This is a genomic window from Burkholderia sp. GW821-FHT14F03 (assembly GCF_058803765.1).
On record NZ_JBXAPG010000009.1, the window covers coordinates 123,851 to 139,532 of the forward strand.

11 protein-coding genes are annotated in these 15,682 nt (G+C 66.8%); 6 read left to right on the plus strand and 5 right to left on the minus strand.

Annotated features, from left to right (window positions below):
• The first annotated feature begins 43 nt into the window (after window positions 1–43).
• Window positions 44–2,245, plus strand: coding sequence for an FUSC family protein (locus AC1RQF_RS08670; protein ID WP_492871793.1), 2,202 nt, complete (start codon window positions 44–46; stop codon window positions 2,243–2,245).
• 103 nt (window positions 2,246–2,348) lie between these two features.
• The gene (locus AC1RQF_RS08675; RefSeq protein WP_492871794.1) at window positions 2,349–2,567 is read left to right on the plus strand and encodes a hypothetical protein; all 219 of its coding nucleotides are present in this window, start codon (window positions 2,349–2,351) and stop codon (window positions 2,565–2,567) included.
• 140 nt (window positions 2,568–2,707) lie between these two features.
• Here AC1RQF_RS08675 and AC1RQF_RS08680 read toward each other — a convergent pair whose 3' ends face one another.
• From AC1RQF_RS08680 to AC1RQF_RS08690, 3 genes are all read right to left on the minus strand, one after another.
• Window positions 2,708–4,609, minus strand: coding sequence for a Xaa-Pro dipeptidyl-peptidase (locus tag AC1RQF_RS08680; protein ID WP_492871795.1), 1,902 nt, complete (start codon window positions 4,607–4,609; stop codon window positions 2,708–2,710).
• Between the two features lie 36 nt (window positions 4,610–4,645).
• Window positions 4,646–5,041 (minus strand): EF-hand domain-containing protein, encoded by a 396-nt coding sequence (locus AC1RQF_RS08685; protein ID WP_443111485.1) that lies wholly within the window; start codon window positions 5,039–5,041, stop codon window positions 4,646–4,648.
• Window positions 5,042–5,102: 61 nt separating this feature from the next.
• The gene (locus AC1RQF_RS08690) at window positions 5,103–6,707 is read right to left on the minus strand and encodes a S10 family peptidase (protein WP_492871796.1); all 1,605 of its coding nucleotides are present in this window, start codon (window positions 6,705–6,707) and stop codon (window positions 5,103–5,105) included.
• Window positions 6,708–7,753: 1,046 nt separating this feature from the next.
• Between AC1RQF_RS08690 and AC1RQF_RS08695 the strand changes: the two genes are divergently transcribed.
• Window positions 7,754–9,898, plus strand: a complete 2,145-nt coding sequence (locus AC1RQF_RS08695; RefSeq protein ID WP_492871797.1) for a phosphocholine-specific phospholipase C — start codon at window positions 7,754–7,756, stop codon at window positions 9,896–9,898.
• 11 nt (window positions 9,899–9,909) lie between these two features.
• A complete protein-coding gene (plcR, locus tag AC1RQF_RS08700) occupies window positions 9,910–10,527 on the plus strand; it encodes a phospholipase C accessory protein PlcR (protein WP_492871799.1) in 618 nt (205 codons plus the stop codon).
• Between the two features lie 5 nt (window positions 10,528–10,532).
• On the opposite strand, the gene AC1RQF_RS08705 is transcribed toward plcR, so the two are convergent.
• Window positions 10,533–11,630, minus strand: a complete 1,098-nt coding sequence (locus AC1RQF_RS08705; RefSeq protein WP_273998098.1) for a DmpA family aminopeptidase — start codon at window positions 11,628–11,630, stop codon at window positions 10,533–10,535.
• Window positions 11,631–11,647: 17 nt separating this feature from the next.
• On the minus strand, window positions 11,648–13,054 hold the full coding sequence (locus tag AC1RQF_RS08710) for an APC family permease (RefSeq protein WP_492871800.1): 1,407 nt from the start codon (window positions 13,052–13,054) through the stop codon (window positions 11,648–11,650).
• A gap of 122 nt (window positions 13,055–13,176) precedes the next feature.
• Between AC1RQF_RS08710 and AC1RQF_RS08715 the strand changes: the two genes are divergently transcribed.
• Both AC1RQF_RS08715 and AC1RQF_RS08720 read left to right on the plus strand, forming a co-directional pair.
• Window positions 13,177–13,974 carry a helix-turn-helix transcriptional regulator gene (locus tag AC1RQF_RS08715; RefSeq protein ID WP_273998096.1) on the plus strand — a complete coding sequence of 266 codons (798 nt, stop codon included), beginning with the start codon at window positions 13,177–13,179 and terminating at the stop codon, window positions 13,972–13,974.
• Between the two features lie 713 nt (window positions 13,975–14,687).
• Window positions 14,688–15,682 (plus strand): ESPR domain-containing protein (locus AC1RQF_RS08720; RefSeq protein WP_492871801.1); only part of this gene is annotated, 995 nt, incomplete at its 3' end.

The window sequence follows — 15,682 nt, forward strand, 5'->3', positions numbered from 1 at the left end:
CCGGAGCCGTCGATCCGCGCTTGCCAGCAGCCCTATCCCCATCATGAAGCACCTGCCTGCGTCAGCACGAACCTTCGTCGATCCGCGCCGATGGAGGCCTTGGCTGCATCGCGTCGGCCAGCTCGGCCGGCAATGGGCGACCCGCGACGGTCTCGTCTGGCTGCATCTCGGCAAGACAGTCGGCGCGGCGCTGTTGGCGATGGGCATCGCGATGCGGTGCGACCTGTCGCAGCCGCGCATCGCGATGACCACCGTGTTCGTCCTGATGCAGCCGATGAGCGGCATGGTGTTCGCGAAGAGCTTCTACCGCGTGATCGGCACGGGCGTCGGGCTGGTCGCCGCGCTGGTGCTGGGCGGCCTGTTCGCGCAACAGCCGGAGCTGTACATGGCGGGCATCACGCTGTGGGTCGGCGGCTGCATCGCGGCCGCGGTGCGCAACCGCCATTTCCGCTGGTACGGCTATGTGCTCGCCGGCTATACCGCCGCGCTGATCGGGATCCCGGCCGTGATGACGCCGAATGCCCTGTTCCTGTCCGCGCTGACCCGCGCGGCCGAGGTGGCGGTCGGGATCTTCTGCTCGGGCGCCGTCAGCGCGCTGATGTTTCCGCTCAGTTCCAGCAAGGCGCTGATGCGCTCGCTCGATGCACGGCACGCCGGCTTCGTCGACTTCGCGGCGCTCACGCTCTCGGGCCGCCTCGAGCGCGGCGTATTCGAGCGGCGCTTCGCCGATTTCGTCGACGGCATCGTCGGCTTCGAGGCCACGCGCGCCTTCGCCTCGTTCGAAGACCCGCGGGTCCGCGCGCGCAGCCGCCGGCTCGCGCGGCTCAACAGCGAATTCATGCACGCGAGCACCCGCCTGCATGCGTTCCACCAGCTGCTCAAGCGGCTCCGTGGCGGCCAGTCGGACAACGTGATGCGCGCGATCGCGCCGCACGTCGACACGCTCGCGTCCCTGCTCGCGGCGCTGCGCGCCGAACTCGAGCGCGGCCCGGCCAAGCCGACCGGCGCATGGCTCGATCTCAGCGCGTTCCTCGCGATGCTGCCGCGCCGCGCGCGCGAATCGCGCCGAGCGATCGAGGCGACGGGCGAGGCGGCCGGCGTGCTCGACTTCGACACCGCGATCGAGCTGCTGTACCGCTTCGTCGACGAATTCCTCGGCTATACCGAGACCTATGCGTCGCTCGCGCAGGACAGCCACGTGCTCGAACAGTCGGTGACGCGCTACACGGTCAAGACCAACGCCTACTTCGTCGGCTTCACGTTCCTGCGCACCGTCGTCGCGCTCGGCGCGATGAGCGCGTTCTGGATCGCCTCCGAGTGGCCGAGCGGCGGGCTCGCGGTGGTCGGCGCGGCGATCGCGTGCGCGCTCAGCTCGACCGCGCCGCGCGCGCCGCGCTTCGTCGCGCAGATGGCGGCCGGCGCGGCGCTCGCGACGCTCACGGGCTACCTGTTCGTGTGCCACGTGTACCCGAACATCGACGGCTTCCCGCTGCTGTGCGCCACCCTCGCGCCGGTGCTCGCGTTCGGCGCGTGGCTCGCGACGCGGCCGGGCCGATCCGGCTACGGCATCGGCTTCGCGGTGTTTTTCTGCCTGCTCGCGGGGCCGGACAACGTGATCGTCTACGCGCCGGACGTGCTCGTGAACAACGGGCTCGCGCTCGTGGCGTCGATGCTCGCGGCGGCGCTGGTGTTCGCGGTCGTGTTCCCGATCGAGATGCCCTGGCTGATCGGCAAGATCCAGCGCGACCTGCGCCGCCAGGTGTCGCTGGCCTGCGACGGCCCGCTGCCGTCGCTGAACCCGCGCTTCCAGTCGAGCGCGCACGAGCTGATGTCGCATCTGCGCAGCCTGCTGCTGAAGCGCTCGAAGCAGCATCGCGACGCGCTGCGCTGGCTGCTCGCCACGCTGGAGATCGGCCACGCCGTGATCGACCTGCGTCACGAGCTGGACGCGTTCGGCGCGACCAAGCCGCGCCAGGCGCAGCGCTGGATCGCCTCGATCGATCGGGTTCGACGCCGCCTGCCGCAGCTGTTCGAGCGGCCCGACGCGGCCCATCTCGCGCGCGCCTGCGGCGCCGTCGACGCGGCGCTGCGCTCGGTCCAGCGCGCGCAGCCCGAGTGGTGCGGCATTCCCGAGGAGCGCCGCCGGATGCAGCGCATCGTGAGCCAGCTGCACTTCATTCGCAGCGCGCTGCTCGACCGCGACGCGCCGTTCCGGCGTCGCGCCCGATCGCGCGCCGATCGTTGAGCGGATTGGAAAGATGCTCCCCGGGCGCGGTGATTAATCCGGACACCTTGGCGTCATATAGTGCGTGTGCCGCCAAGCCCGACGGCGCCACCCAGGAGAAGCAATGAAATCGCCGTACCTCGCCCTCGTCGCCCTGTCGCTGTCCGCCGCCGCCACCGCCGCGTGCGCGCAGGCGACCGCCACGGGGACGACCGTCCAGCCGACGCCGCACGCGCAGTCCGCCCAGACGGCCGAGCGCGCGCCCGTCGAGCGCACCCGCCGCAGCGATGCGAACGAATGCGTCGGCCCCGCCAGCTTCTGCAACATCTACTTCGGCAGTTGAGTCGCGCCCGGTCGAGACGCATGAGCGCCGGCCCGGCGAATCGTGTTCCGGATCCCTGCGCTCCGCCGTCAAATCACGGCTGCCGCTGAACGCGCGGCGGCCGACCTCGGGCCGGCCGCCGCCTCGCGCAAGCGCCCCGCTCAACCGGCCCGCATCACCGCCTTCACGCGCGCCTTCGGCACGACCGGCATGTCGAGCACGCTTTGCGTCAGATCGAGCGTGACCCGCGACGTGCCCTGGTAACCCTCAAGCGTCAGCTTCAGCTTGCTGCCCGGCAGAACCGTGAAGTCGCGCGGCATCATCTCCAGCGCGAAATCGTACGGCGTGCCCGCCACGATCGGCTGCGCGGCGTCGAGCCCCTTGTAGAAGCGCGGATTGGCCCAGCCGTACGTGACGTCGCGCCCGTCGACCGACAACGTCGCCTTCACGTTCGTCACCGCCGGTGCGAAGCGGCCGCGCAGCGCGACCCGGATCGCCCCTGCATAGCGCGTCGCATTGGCCAGTGCGCGCGTCTCGTAGCGCACCGCCGAGCCCTTGCTGAAATCGACCGCCGGCGGTTGCGCGCCGTCCGTCGCATCCGGCGTCAGCAGCCCGCCCGCCACGCCGTCGCCGTGCAGGTAGTACGACGTGCGCGTGGTCTTCGGCCACGCATCCTCCTTGATGAACAGCTCGCTCGTCGGAATGCAGTCGCGCGGGCTGTGGCCGGAATGGCAGTGACCGACCAGCGTGTCGCTGCTGTCGTTCTGCCCCGGGTTCGGCCCCGAGCCGGCCGGGAGATCGCCCGCGGGCGTCTCGCGCACATAGGTCGGCTGCTGCTCGACGCCGTTGTTCACGCCGTACAGATAACGCGCGTACCACATCAGGATCTGCTTCTGCCATTCCTTCTGCCACGCGGGATCGTCATGGTCGCGGCTGTGCAGCCACAGCTGCACCGGCTTGCCGGCGCGGTACAGCGCGTCGTACAGCCGCGTCGCGTTGCGCGTCTTCACGTTGTTGTCCGCCTGCCCCTGCGCGATCAGCGTCGCGGCCTTGATCCGGTCGACCAGCGAAACCGTGTTGCGCGCCTTCCAGAACGCGTTGTAGGCGTAGGTGGCGTCGTCGGAATCGGTCACGGCCTTCACGCGCGCCGGCTCGCAGATCGCCGCGCGCGCCTGCGACTGCTCCATCTGCATGTAGTCGCCGAGCGTGACGGTGTCGTCGATGTCGGCGATCACGCCGTCGTAGCGGAAGTAGTCGTAGCCGCTGCTGATGCCCTCCACCGGCACGATCGCCTCCAGCCCCGGCACGCCGGTCGCGGCCACCATCGTCGGCAGCGTGCCGCCGTACGAGACGCCCTCCATCGCGACGTGCCCGGTCGACCACGCGGCGCTGACCTTCCGCCCCTGCTCGTCGAAGCCGGGCGCGGACGGATCCTGGGTCAGCCAGCGCACCGCGCTCGCCATCGCGTCGCGCTCGACCTGGTCCATCACCGACCAGCAGCCGTCCGACTCGTTGGTGCCGATCGAATCCGCATAGACGATCGTGAAGCCCATGCGCAGGTACTCGGCCTCGCCGAGGAACGGCGCGCGCGCCTTCGTCACGTAGGTCGGATCCGCGTAGTAGACCGACGGGCGCACGATCACCGGGGTCTTCAGCCCTTCGGCCACCTCCGCCGGCTGCACGATGCGCAGCGCGATGCGATCCGGCTTGCCGTCGCGATCGGTGTCGAACGGGGTTTGCACCATCACCTTGAAGCGCGTCGGCGCGCGCATCGACAGCCACGGCAGGATCATGCCGTTGTCGACCGTGGGGCCGTCGTGGCCCGGATACAGCGTATCGAGCTTCGGGTACGGCAGGCCGGTCGGCGAGGCCGCGAACTGCGCGCCGACCTCCGCGACCGGCGTCGGCGGCTGGAACGGCGCAGGCGCGGGCGTGACGGTGACGGTCGACGGCTGGGCCGCCGCGCTCACGACAGGCGGCGCGCCGCCGTCATCGCCGCCGCAGGCGGCGAGCAGCGCGGCCGCCGCGAGCGCGGCCGCGCATCCGAGGTATTTCATTTGCATCGGGAAGTCTCCTGGAAAGTATCGAGCGAATCCGGCTCAGCGATTCTGTGTCGCGCGCTGGGCGTCCATGTAGCGCGTGACGTCGTTGAACGACACGCGCCCCGAACCGCTCGCGTCGATCTGGCGGAAATGATTCGCGACATAGCCGAGCCCGGCCGCGCGCGCCTGCGCCTGGGTCAGCGTGCCGTTGCGCTGCGCGGCGTCGTTGAATTGCGCCTGCAGCTTGCGCGCGACCTGGGCGTGCAGCGCGTCGCCGCGCGTCTCGGTGCCGACGGCCGGCTGGCGCGCGGCGGGCGGCACGTACGGGTCGCCGAGCTGCGCCTGTTGCGCGCGGCTCGCCGCGTCGTCGTCCTGCTGCGCATGCGCGGGCTGCCACGCGATCACGCATGCCGCGAGCGCGGCGCTCCCTGCAAGCATCGATGCCATCTTCATGGTGCGGCTCCTGGTTGGAAGACACGCGCCGCCCGCCCGGGGCGGCGCGAACGCGGCGCGCTCAGTACGCGGCCGGCGTGCGGTTGTAGAAGGACACGAGATCGGTCTTTTCCTCGGGGCGCGACGTATCGTCGAGATACACCATGTGGCCGCCCTGGTAGGTGCGGATCGTCAGGTTCGGCTGCGCGCCGAGCCGCCCCAGATCGCGTTCGGTCTGGTGGAACGGCGTCGCGAGATCGTGATAGCCGTTCAGCGACAGAACCTTCAGCGCGGGATTCAGCGTCAGCGCGGCGGCCAGGTCCGGCACCGTGTCGGGGAGGCTCAGGCCGTCATGCCGCCAGTTCCAGGTGCCGATCGTCTCGCTGTTGCTCATGCCGTACGCGTTCGTCGCCGTGTACTTGAGCACGTTCGGCAGGTAGGTCGCGATCGTGTCGGTGAACGGCTTCGTGATGTACGTGCTCGACGGATCGCCGCCGTTCAACGGGCTGTTGACGGGCACGTTCACGCGCGCGTCGTAGCGGCCGATCGCCGTGCCCGACAACAGGTTCGCGCGATACGTGCCCGGCGCGAGGTTCACGTAGCGCTGCCACAGCGCGGTGGTCGCGCCGGTTGCGCTCGACAGCGCGGCGATCAGGTCCGGCGCGGGCTTCGCGCCCGTGCGCAGATAAGCCTGCACGGCGGGCTCGAACTGGTCGTCGGCCAGCGTGCGCATCTGGGCCGCGTACTGCACGGTGTCGGCCGGATTCGGCTTGTCGAGCTTGTAGTAGGCGCCGACCAGCCCGTAGCTCGGCACGAAGCCGCCGCAGCTCTCGCTGCGCGCCATGTCGCAATTGCTGTTGTAGTTGAGGATCGATGACTGCAGCACGACGCCCGCGAGCTTCACGCCCGCGACTTCGAGCAGGTTCGCGAGCACGTCCGTGCGCGGCGTGCCGTACGATTCGCCGAACAGGTATTTCGGCGAATCGCCGCGTTGATTCACGGCGACATAACGGATCACGAAATCGCGGAAGGCTTGCCCGTCCTTGTCGACGCCCCAGAACGTCTTGTTCGTGTTCGGCGCGATCGCCTGCGAATAGCCGGTGCCGATCGCATCGACGAACACCAGGTCGGTGGTGTCGAGCAGCGTGTCCTGGTTGTCGACGAGCGGGAACGGCGCGGGCGTGTTCGCGTTCGGCATGCCGGTTTGCAGCCGCTTCGGGCCGAACGAACCGAGATGCAGCCAGACCGTCGGCGAGCCCGGGCCGCCGTTGTAGAAGAACGTGACCGGGCGCGTGCCCGGCTTCTGGCCGTCGAGGGTGTAGGCGACGTAGAAGAACGAGGCCTCCGCCTTGCCGGTGCCCGGTTCGCTCGCGGTCAGGTGGCCCGCCGTCGCCGTATAGGCGAGCGTCTTGCCGTTCAGCGCGATCTGGTGATGCGTGACCGCCGCCCTCTCCACCGCCGCGGCCGCCGACAGCGACCCGCTGCCGCTCAGGGTGTAGGTGTTGGGGTCGCGATAAGGTGCGTCCGCCACCTGTGCGCTCGCGCCGGTGCCGGCCGAGGCATCCACGGCCACCACGCCGGACGTGCTCGGCCCCATGCCGATACTCGAATCGTCTCCCCCGCATGCGGTCAGCCACAGCGCCGCGCATACGGCCACCCATCCTGTCCGGATCCGTATCAATGCCATATCGCCCACCCGATTATTAATGGTTGATAAATAATTATTACCAAAAATTACCGGGTCACTTTAAGCGATGATCGCCACACAATCCAGCGTAAAAAAATATTATTCATTCCGCACCGCACCTTGTTTAGCTTGTTTAAATGAACAAGCGGAACATTATCGACAAGCAGCGCCGATTCGGCTGATGGAGCGGAGATACGACATTTCACGATGACGAGAGGGAAGCAGGCCGGCATCGTTCCGACAGGCTTGGCCGGGCGCGCAAAGGTCCGAAGACCTCATCGACGTCGACATTTAATTGCCTGAAATTAAAATAATGAATCGGACCATTTCGATTATAGAATCACGCCGATCCGGAAATTATCCCTCGCGGCTTTCTCAAGCCCGGGCCATTAGATAGATTTTCGATGCCTTTTTCGATATGGAGGGCGCCCCGATTCGAATAAACCATTGGATGACGGCGCGCCCGCAGAGGTTGACCAGGTTATGCCGCGTGCGGGATTTTCCTGCGACCGCATGGTGCGGGACGCTCATCTGGTTCATCGCCCATGTCGACGCGGCTCGCATCATGCGAAAAGCATTGCACGACACCGCACCTCGAAATCGAATCGCCCCGACCTCGCCGATCGGCCAGTCCTTAGCATTCCAAGGCAAATAAATCACACTCCTGGAGTGAATCGTTTAATCGATTCAATCAATACCTGCTTCATCGCTCGGTCACATCCCATGCCTATAAATGCAGGACTTTTCACGACCTCCGCGGCAGCGCCTCGGCGCTGCGAAGCACGAAAAATAGCCCGGCATCCATTCACCAATCCACCCACCGGCCGATTCATTGCCCGCATGAATTTTTCAATGTCGCTCAACAACCAATTGGCGTCGCCATTGGAAAATTTTCCGATCGCGCCGGCTCCTAGGATCAGTTTCGCCGGCTCCGGCTCGCGCCGCCGGCCGCACCCGCCTGGTTCCAGCCCCGCCCTCGCGCGACGCGGCGAACGTCGCCGAGGCAAGCGACCCACGTCCTACCCCGACTCTCAGGAGCGAACCCGATGCCCCGTCTCGACCGACGTACCTTCCTGACCCGCGCGGCCCAGGCGAGCGGCGCCGCCGCGCTCGCGGCCGCGCTGCCGGACAGCATCCGTCGCGCGCTCGCGATCGAACCCGCGCGCGTCACCGGTACGCTGCAGGACGTGCGGCACATCGTCGTGCTGATGCAGGAAAACCGCTCGTTCGACCATTACTTCGGCAGCTTCCCCGGCGTGCGCGGCTTCAACGACCCGCGCGCCGTGAAGCGTTCCGACGGCAAAGCGATCTGGTATCAGAACTACAAGGGCTGGGACTACGTGCCCTGGCACCTCGATACGTCGAAGACCTGGGCGCAGTGGATGACCTCCGAGTACCACGACTGGGAGCCGTTCCATTCGGTGTGGAACGAAGGCCGCAACGATCGGTGGATGGCGGTGCAATGGCCGGAGGCGATGGGTCATTTCAAACGCACGGACCTGCCGTACTACTACCCGCTCGCACAAGCCTTCACGATCTGCGACGCCTATCACCAGTCGATGATGGGGCCGACCAACCCGAACCGGCTTTACCTGATGACCGGCACCGCCTCGCCGAAGGCCGACGGCAGTCAGGTCGCGACCAGCAACATCATGGGCGACCGCAAGGCATCGGTGTCGTGGACCACGTTCCCCGAGCGCCTGCAGCAGGCAGGCATCAAATGGCGGATCTACCAGGAGGGCGGCGTCGGCTCCTACCACGACGCCTGGAACTTCGTGTCGAGCCGCTATTGGATCGACAACACCAACAATTTCGATTGCAACGCGCTCGCGTGGTTCTCGCAATTCAAGGCGGCCGACAAGAACTCGCCGCTGTACCAGCGCGGCATGACGGCGCGCGGCATCGCCGCGCTGCGCGACGACGTGCTCGCCGACCAGTTGCCGCAAGTCTCGTGGATCGTGCCGTCATTCTCGTCGTCGGAGCATCCGTGGTGGGGGCCGTCGTTCGGCGAGGATTTCGTGTCGCGCATCCTCGATGCGCTGACGTCCAATCCCGACGTCTGGGCCAAGACCGTCTTCCTGCTGTGCTACGACGAAGGCGACGGTTTCTACGATCACGTGACCGCGCCCGTGCCGCCGTGGAAGCCGGGCAAGGGCCTGTCGACCGTCAGCGTGGCGGGCGAGATCGAGCAGCAGTCCGGGCTGCCGATCGGGCTCGGTACGCGCGTGCCGCTGCTCGCGATCTCGCCCTGGTCGAAGGGCGGCTGGACCTGCTCCGAGGTGTTTGACCATACCTCGGTGATCCGCTTCATCGAGCAGCGCTTCATCGATGCGCAGCCGCTCGTCTACGAATCCAACATCACGCCGTGGCGGCGCGCGGTGTGCGGCGACCTGACCTCCGCATTCGATTTCGCCGGCACCGCCGACCGCGACGTGCCCGCGGCGCTGCTGAATCTCACCGCGACCAAGGCGCAACTCGAAAACGCCTACTGGGTGCAGTACTACCTGTCGAAGCCCCGCTATCCGTCCGACTATCCGGCACAGGATGCGCCGCTGCCATTCCAGGAGCCCGGCCAGCGCAAGCTGCGGCCGGTGCCCTACGAACTGTTCGCGGAAGCGGCGCTCGATACGCGCGCGGGCACCTTCAATCTCACCCTGTCGAACAACGGCCGCGCGATCCCCGGCAACACACGCGGGGTTTCGGCGGCGGTGTTCCAGGTCGACAACGCGCTCGGCGTCGACGGCCCGCGCTTCTACACCGTCCAGAGCGGCCGCGTGCTCAGCGACGCCTGGGCGTCCGCGCGCGACGCCCAGGGGCGCTACGACTTCGCGGTGTACGGGCCGAACGGCTTCCATCGCGGCTTTCGCGGCACGCTCCAAGGCGGTGGCGCAACCCTGACGGTCAGCGCGGACTACCTGGCCGACGGCAACCTCGTGGTGCGCGTGCGCAATGCGGGCGCGACGGCCCGCACCGTGACGCTCGCCGATAACGGCTACGGCGCGGCCCCCCGTTCGGGCGTCGTCGCGGCCGGCGCGAGCGTCGAATTGACCTGCGACCTGTCCGGCAGCGGCGGCTGGTACGACTTCAGCGTGACGACCGACGCCGAGGCGGGCTATCTGCGCGCGCTCGCGGGCCATGTCGAAACCGGGCTCGCCAGCGTCACCGATCCCCAGTTCATCCGGACCCGCTGAAGGAGCACGCGATGAACAAGCCTCAATTGATATGGAGCGCGGCCGCCGTGGTGCTGGCCTGCACCGTGATCTCGGGTGTGCTGTTCAGCACCGACGCGCCGCCGCACGGCGCCGCGACGGCCGCCGACGCGCTGCCGCCCGCCGCCCCGCCTTCCCGACAGGAAACCCCCATGTCCGACACCCCGCCCACCCCACCCGCAGACTTCCGCGCGCAGCTGGAGGCCTACGCGAACCAGCGCGATACGCTCGACGCCGCCGCCCGGCAGACCCGTGCGCAGCATCTGATCGACGCACTGCAACGCAACGCGGAGGCGGGCCGGATCGATCCGCATGGGGCGTCCGGGATGGCCGATCTGCTGCTGGACGATGCCGAGCCGGACCCGGCGCAGCGCGCGGTGCGCCGGGACGCGCTGCGCGCGCACCTGCGCGACCTCGCGATGCCGGCGCGCTCGGCCTCGCCGGCCCGCGAGCGGCAGGACCAGATCTACGCGGTGGAGAGCCGCAAGATCATCGACGAGGTCACCGCATCGATCCCCGACCGCGACCAGCAGCGGCCGGTGCTCGAACAACGGCTCGGCGAACTGCGCACGCGCATCTACGGCCGCGACGCGGCGGATACGCCACGCTGACGCGCCTAACCGCGCCAACCCAGCGCGCGCAGCGTCGCGACGAGGCGCGCGCCGCCGAGCGCCTCGACACGCGCGCCGCGTGCGTCGAGGTCGGTCGCCGCGACCAGCACGTTGACGATCGCCTCCTCGACCGCCTCCGCGGCCGCGACGAACAGCGCGGACATATGGTCGTTGTTGACCATCCGGATCGCCGTCGTCGGCTCGCCGACGTGATCGTAGTTCGCGGCGGGCAGCCCGCGATTACCGGTTGCGAACGCAACGAAGAGATCACCGCTCGAATTCTCGGTCCCGCCGCCGACCCGCGACAGCCCGACGCTCGCGCGCTGAGCGAGCCGCGTGCACTGGTGCGGCAGCAGGGGCGCGTCGGTGGCGAGCGTCACCACGATCGAACCCATGCCGGGTTCGCCGACCGGCTCCGGCGCGCGGAACGGAGAATGCACATCGGCGAGCGCCGCGCCCACCGCATAGCCGTCCACCCGCAAGGCATCGCGCCGCCCGTAGTTCGCCTGCACCAGCGCGCCGACGGTCCAGCCGCCCTCGCCCGCGTCGAGCACGCGCGACGCCGTGCCGATGCCGCCCTTGAATTCATGGCAGATCATTCCCGCACCGCCGCCGACGCAACCTTCCTCGACCGGCCCCGAGCACGCGGCGGCCAGCGCGCGCTGCGCATGCGCGGCGCTCACGTGTTGCCCCCAGATGTCGTTGAGCAGGCCGTCGAAGGTCTCCAGCACAACGGGCATGCACCAGTACAGGCGGCCGTTGCGATGTTCGCGCTCGGCCGCGATCAGCGCATCGCGCACGACCCCGACGCTGTGCGTGTTCGTATAGGCGATCGGCGTCGTCAGCAGGCCGGCCTCGCGGATCCATTCGAGGCCGGTCGCGTCGCCGTTGCCGTTCAGCACGTGCACGCCGGCAAAACATGGATCGTCGTGCGCGCGGCCCGCGCGCGGCTCGATCACGGTCACGCCGGTATGGACCGACGCGTCGCCGGCCTCGACGTCGAGCGTGTGATGGCCGACCCGCACGCCGGCGACGTCGGTGATGGCGTTGAAGCGGCCCGGCGTGCCGCGACCGATGCGGATTCCCAGATCCCGTGTGCGCATACTCGATTCCTCGTGGTTCAAAGTTCGCGAAACGTCTTGCTATGGCGCGCCCAGCCCGCATACATCACGAGTGCGAAGACCAGCAGGCCCGCGATGATGTACAGGTCGGTCGGCTTCGCCGCGGCGGCAATGGTGGTGTACAGCGTATAGCCCGCGCCGCCGATCGCGACGAGCGGCGGCAGCGGCCAGCCCGGCATCCGGTACGGATGCTCGACGTCGCGCCGCACCAGGCGGCTCGCGAGCGCGGCGAGGCCGACCGCGAGATAGATCAGCAGCAAGAGGTCGACGGTGAACGCGGTCAGGTCGTCGAGGCTCGACACGAAGATCAGGAACATCGATGGGATCGCGAGCGTCAGCGTCGCGAGCCACGGCGACGCGAAGCGCGGATGGATCCGCGTGAATGCATGGTTGGCCGGCCGGGCCCACAGCGCATGGCGGCCGCTGCTGTAGAGCAGCCGGCCGACCATGATGACGATCGCGATGATCGCGTTGAACACCGACAGGAAGATACCGCCGCTCACGACGCGCGACAACGCCGGATTGCCCAGCTCGCGCACCACGTAGCCGATCGGATCCGCGCTTTTCGCCAGTTCGGTGAACGACGGCGCGCCGAGCACGATCGCGGTCAGCGGCACCAGTTCGACGAGCAGGATCACCGCGAGCGAATAGATCACGGCCTTCGCGACATTGCGGTTGCCGCCCTGGAGATCCTCCGCGAGGAACACCGCCGAGCCGAAGCCGTTGTAGCAGAAGATCGCCGTGCCGACGGCCGGCATGATCGCGGCGGCGGTCGCCGGCACGAGCAAGGCGCCCTGCGCGACCACGGGATGCGCGAGCGCGTCGAAGCCGCGATGCGGCGACGAGAAGCCCAGCGTCGCGATCAGCGCGAGCACGACGATCTCGATCGCGAGGAACAGCCCGGTGATCCATGCATTAGTCTTGATGTTGAGGATGCCGAGCGCATAGCTGAGCAGCACGATCACGAGCGCGACGGACTGGTTGCCGAACTGCGTGCCAAGCGCGTTGTTCAGGTACGGCGCGGCCCCGGACGCGAGCACGGCGGGAATGAACACGCTGACCGACAGGACCGCGATGAAAGTCAGGTAGCCGGGCAGCCGCCCGAACACGCGCTTGGCCATCACGTACTCGCCGCCCGCGCTGCGGTGCGCGGCGCTCAGTTCAGCGTAACAAAGCGCGAACGCGAACGCGAGCAGGCCGCCGAGCACGAACGACAGCACCGCGCCGCTGCCCGCCTGCTGGATCGCGAACGGCGCGATCACGAAGATCGAGCTGGCGGGCGTCACGCCCGACACGGTGATCATCACCGCGTCGCGCACGCTGAGCGACCCGACCAGCGCGCCGGGCGCCTCCGACCCGGCGGGCGCGGCCTGGACCGCGCTGGAAGACTCCGACATCATCGCCATCCTGTTCTCCTTTTGCTGCGTGATTTTTGAACGCCCATACTCGGACCATCAGGCTGCGGGCAGTCTAGGAAGCCAAATTGCACGCCGCCATTCCCCCTTGGGGTTACGCCGACGGAACATTCATGGAACTGCTGTTCAGGGAAATGGCGCTGCATCAGGCGCTCGGACGGACGATCGATCAGCTTGGTCAGCCGCGCTTCTGGCGGCACTTGATCCTGTTGCTCAACGAAATGATGCCGTTCGACAACGCGCTCGCGACCGTGATCGGCCGCGACGGCGCGCCCACGGTGCTCGACGAATACGACACGGGCGGCGCCGATGCGCCGTCGCCGGTGCCGCTCTACCTGAATGGGTTATATCTGCTCGATCCGTTCCTGCAGGCCGCGCACGACGGGCTCGCGGACGGCTGCTACCGGCTGGAGGAAGTCGCGCCCGACCTGTTCCGGCAGAGCGAGTATTTCCTCAGCTACTTTCGCGATGCGGTCGGCGAGGACGAGGTGCAGGTCATCGCGCGGGTCGGCGCCGACACCTTGCTGTCGCTGTCGCTGGGTGCGCGCGAGCGGTTCGGCGTCGAGGCGCTCGGCAGGCTCGCCGCGTGCTCGCCGTGGCTGCTCGCGATGTTGCGGCAGCATTGGAAACAACTCGGGCATGCGACGCGCGCCGAAGGGGAAAGCGATCTCGCCGCGCGCGTCGAGCATACGCTCGCGAGTTTCGGCGAGGAACTGCTGACGGAGCGGGAGATGGCGATCGCGCGGCTCGTGCTGCGCGGCAATTCGTCGAAGGCGATCGCGGAACGGCTCGCGATCTCGCCGGAGACGGTCAAGGTGCATCGGCGGCATCTGTACGCGAAGCTCGGGATCTCGTCGCAGCCCGAGTTGTTTTCGCTGTTCCTGCAGGCCCTGGGGCATGCGCCGGGTTGAGGCCCGGGCGCGGCTTGTCGTTGCGGGGTACCGGAATGCCGCACCTCGATTGCTTGCCCGCGCTGGCATTCGGTCTACCTCCGGATGCTCGACCCGGTAAGTCGCCACACGACGGCCCGGCACCGGATCACAACGTGGCTGGTGTCGTGATAGCCCGGCATTTTCAACGTTTTGCGCTGGCCCGAGGCCAGACGCTGATTTTCCTGGTTGCATTTCTTCAGGACTCTTCCGGACATCGATGACCTGCCATTGCTCGGGAATCAGGTGCCTGAAATGCTCATTTTCCGACTCCAGATCCGGGATCCAGTGAGCGCCGGTCTTTTCATTCTTCCAAACTTGCTGCACCGACGATGGGCATCTGCTCCGGGAGCGTGTGGCAATTGCAAAGTTCTCTCACCCGTTCGCCAAGCGTTCGGCCTCGTGCAGGGTTCAGGCCAATTTCACCTGGAGAAAGCGCAACTTCATGGAACGCTCCTAGCGCCCTGGCTGAAAAAGACTCACTTGGTTGATGGCCACAAGATTTGAATCGGGCAGACTGTAAATCATTGTTAAAAATAAACAAAACAATCAGTGAATTTTTCTTTTAGTGCTTTAATTTTCGAAAATTAAAAATGATCTGCGTCTATTTAAACAACGTATACGAATAGGCTGGAAGGAAAAATCTGCGTCCCCGGGGCATGCGGGGGAATCGTGATCTGTTCATGGGGGTGGCTGTGAACCGCACATACCGGAGCATCTGGAACGAGGCGATCAGCGCATGGGTTGCCGCTGCCGAGACGGTCAAGGCACGCGGGAAAAAGTCGCGCCGAGGAACAGCGCTCTCGGATGATGGAGCAACCGAACCAAAGTTCACATGCAAAGTAAATGAACGCAGAATAATCATTATTTCATTGATATTTTCTGCATGTTTTAGCATGCCGGCATATGGTCAACAATTCACGGTTAACGATAATGGCGATAGCGGCTGCTATCAGATTACCGATGGTGGAGTGGTAGGACAAACAGGTCTTAATTCCGCATGTAATACCGCCAGCACCACCCGGGTGATGGTGAATAGCGGCAGCCTGATCGTCGGCGGAACGAATGGCACCGGAACAATCGGCGGATTACCGACGTCGACAGGTGGGACGACGACGGCCGGCGGATCGACCGCCAATGCGTATGGTTTCTATGTCCTGTCGAATGGCGCGTATATCAACGGCGGTACGAACGGCACCAACATCGTCGGAGCCCTCCAGGTGTCGGGTTTGGCTTCATTGAATGGAGGCGCCAGCCTCAACAACCAGAAAATCACCAACCTTGCACCCGGAACGGTGTCGGCAGCAAGTACCGATGCCATCAACGGCAGCCAACTGGCGAGTCTGTCGACGAGTACGTCGACGGGGCTCTCGACGGCCAACAGTTCGATCGCTTCGCTGTCCACGTCGGCCTCGACCGGCATCGGTTCGCTCTCGACTGGTCTCAGCACCACTAACAGCACCGTCTCGTCGCTCTCGACCTCCACGTCGACCGGCCTCTCGACGGCCAACAGCTCGATCGCTTCGCTGTCCACCTCGACCTCCACCGGCATCGGTTCGCTTTCGACTGGTCTCAGCACCACCAACAGCACCGTTACGTCGCTCTCGACTTCAACCTCGACCGGTCTCTCGACCGCTAACAGCAGCATCGCTTCGCTGTCCACCTCGACTTCGACCGGCATCGGTTCGCT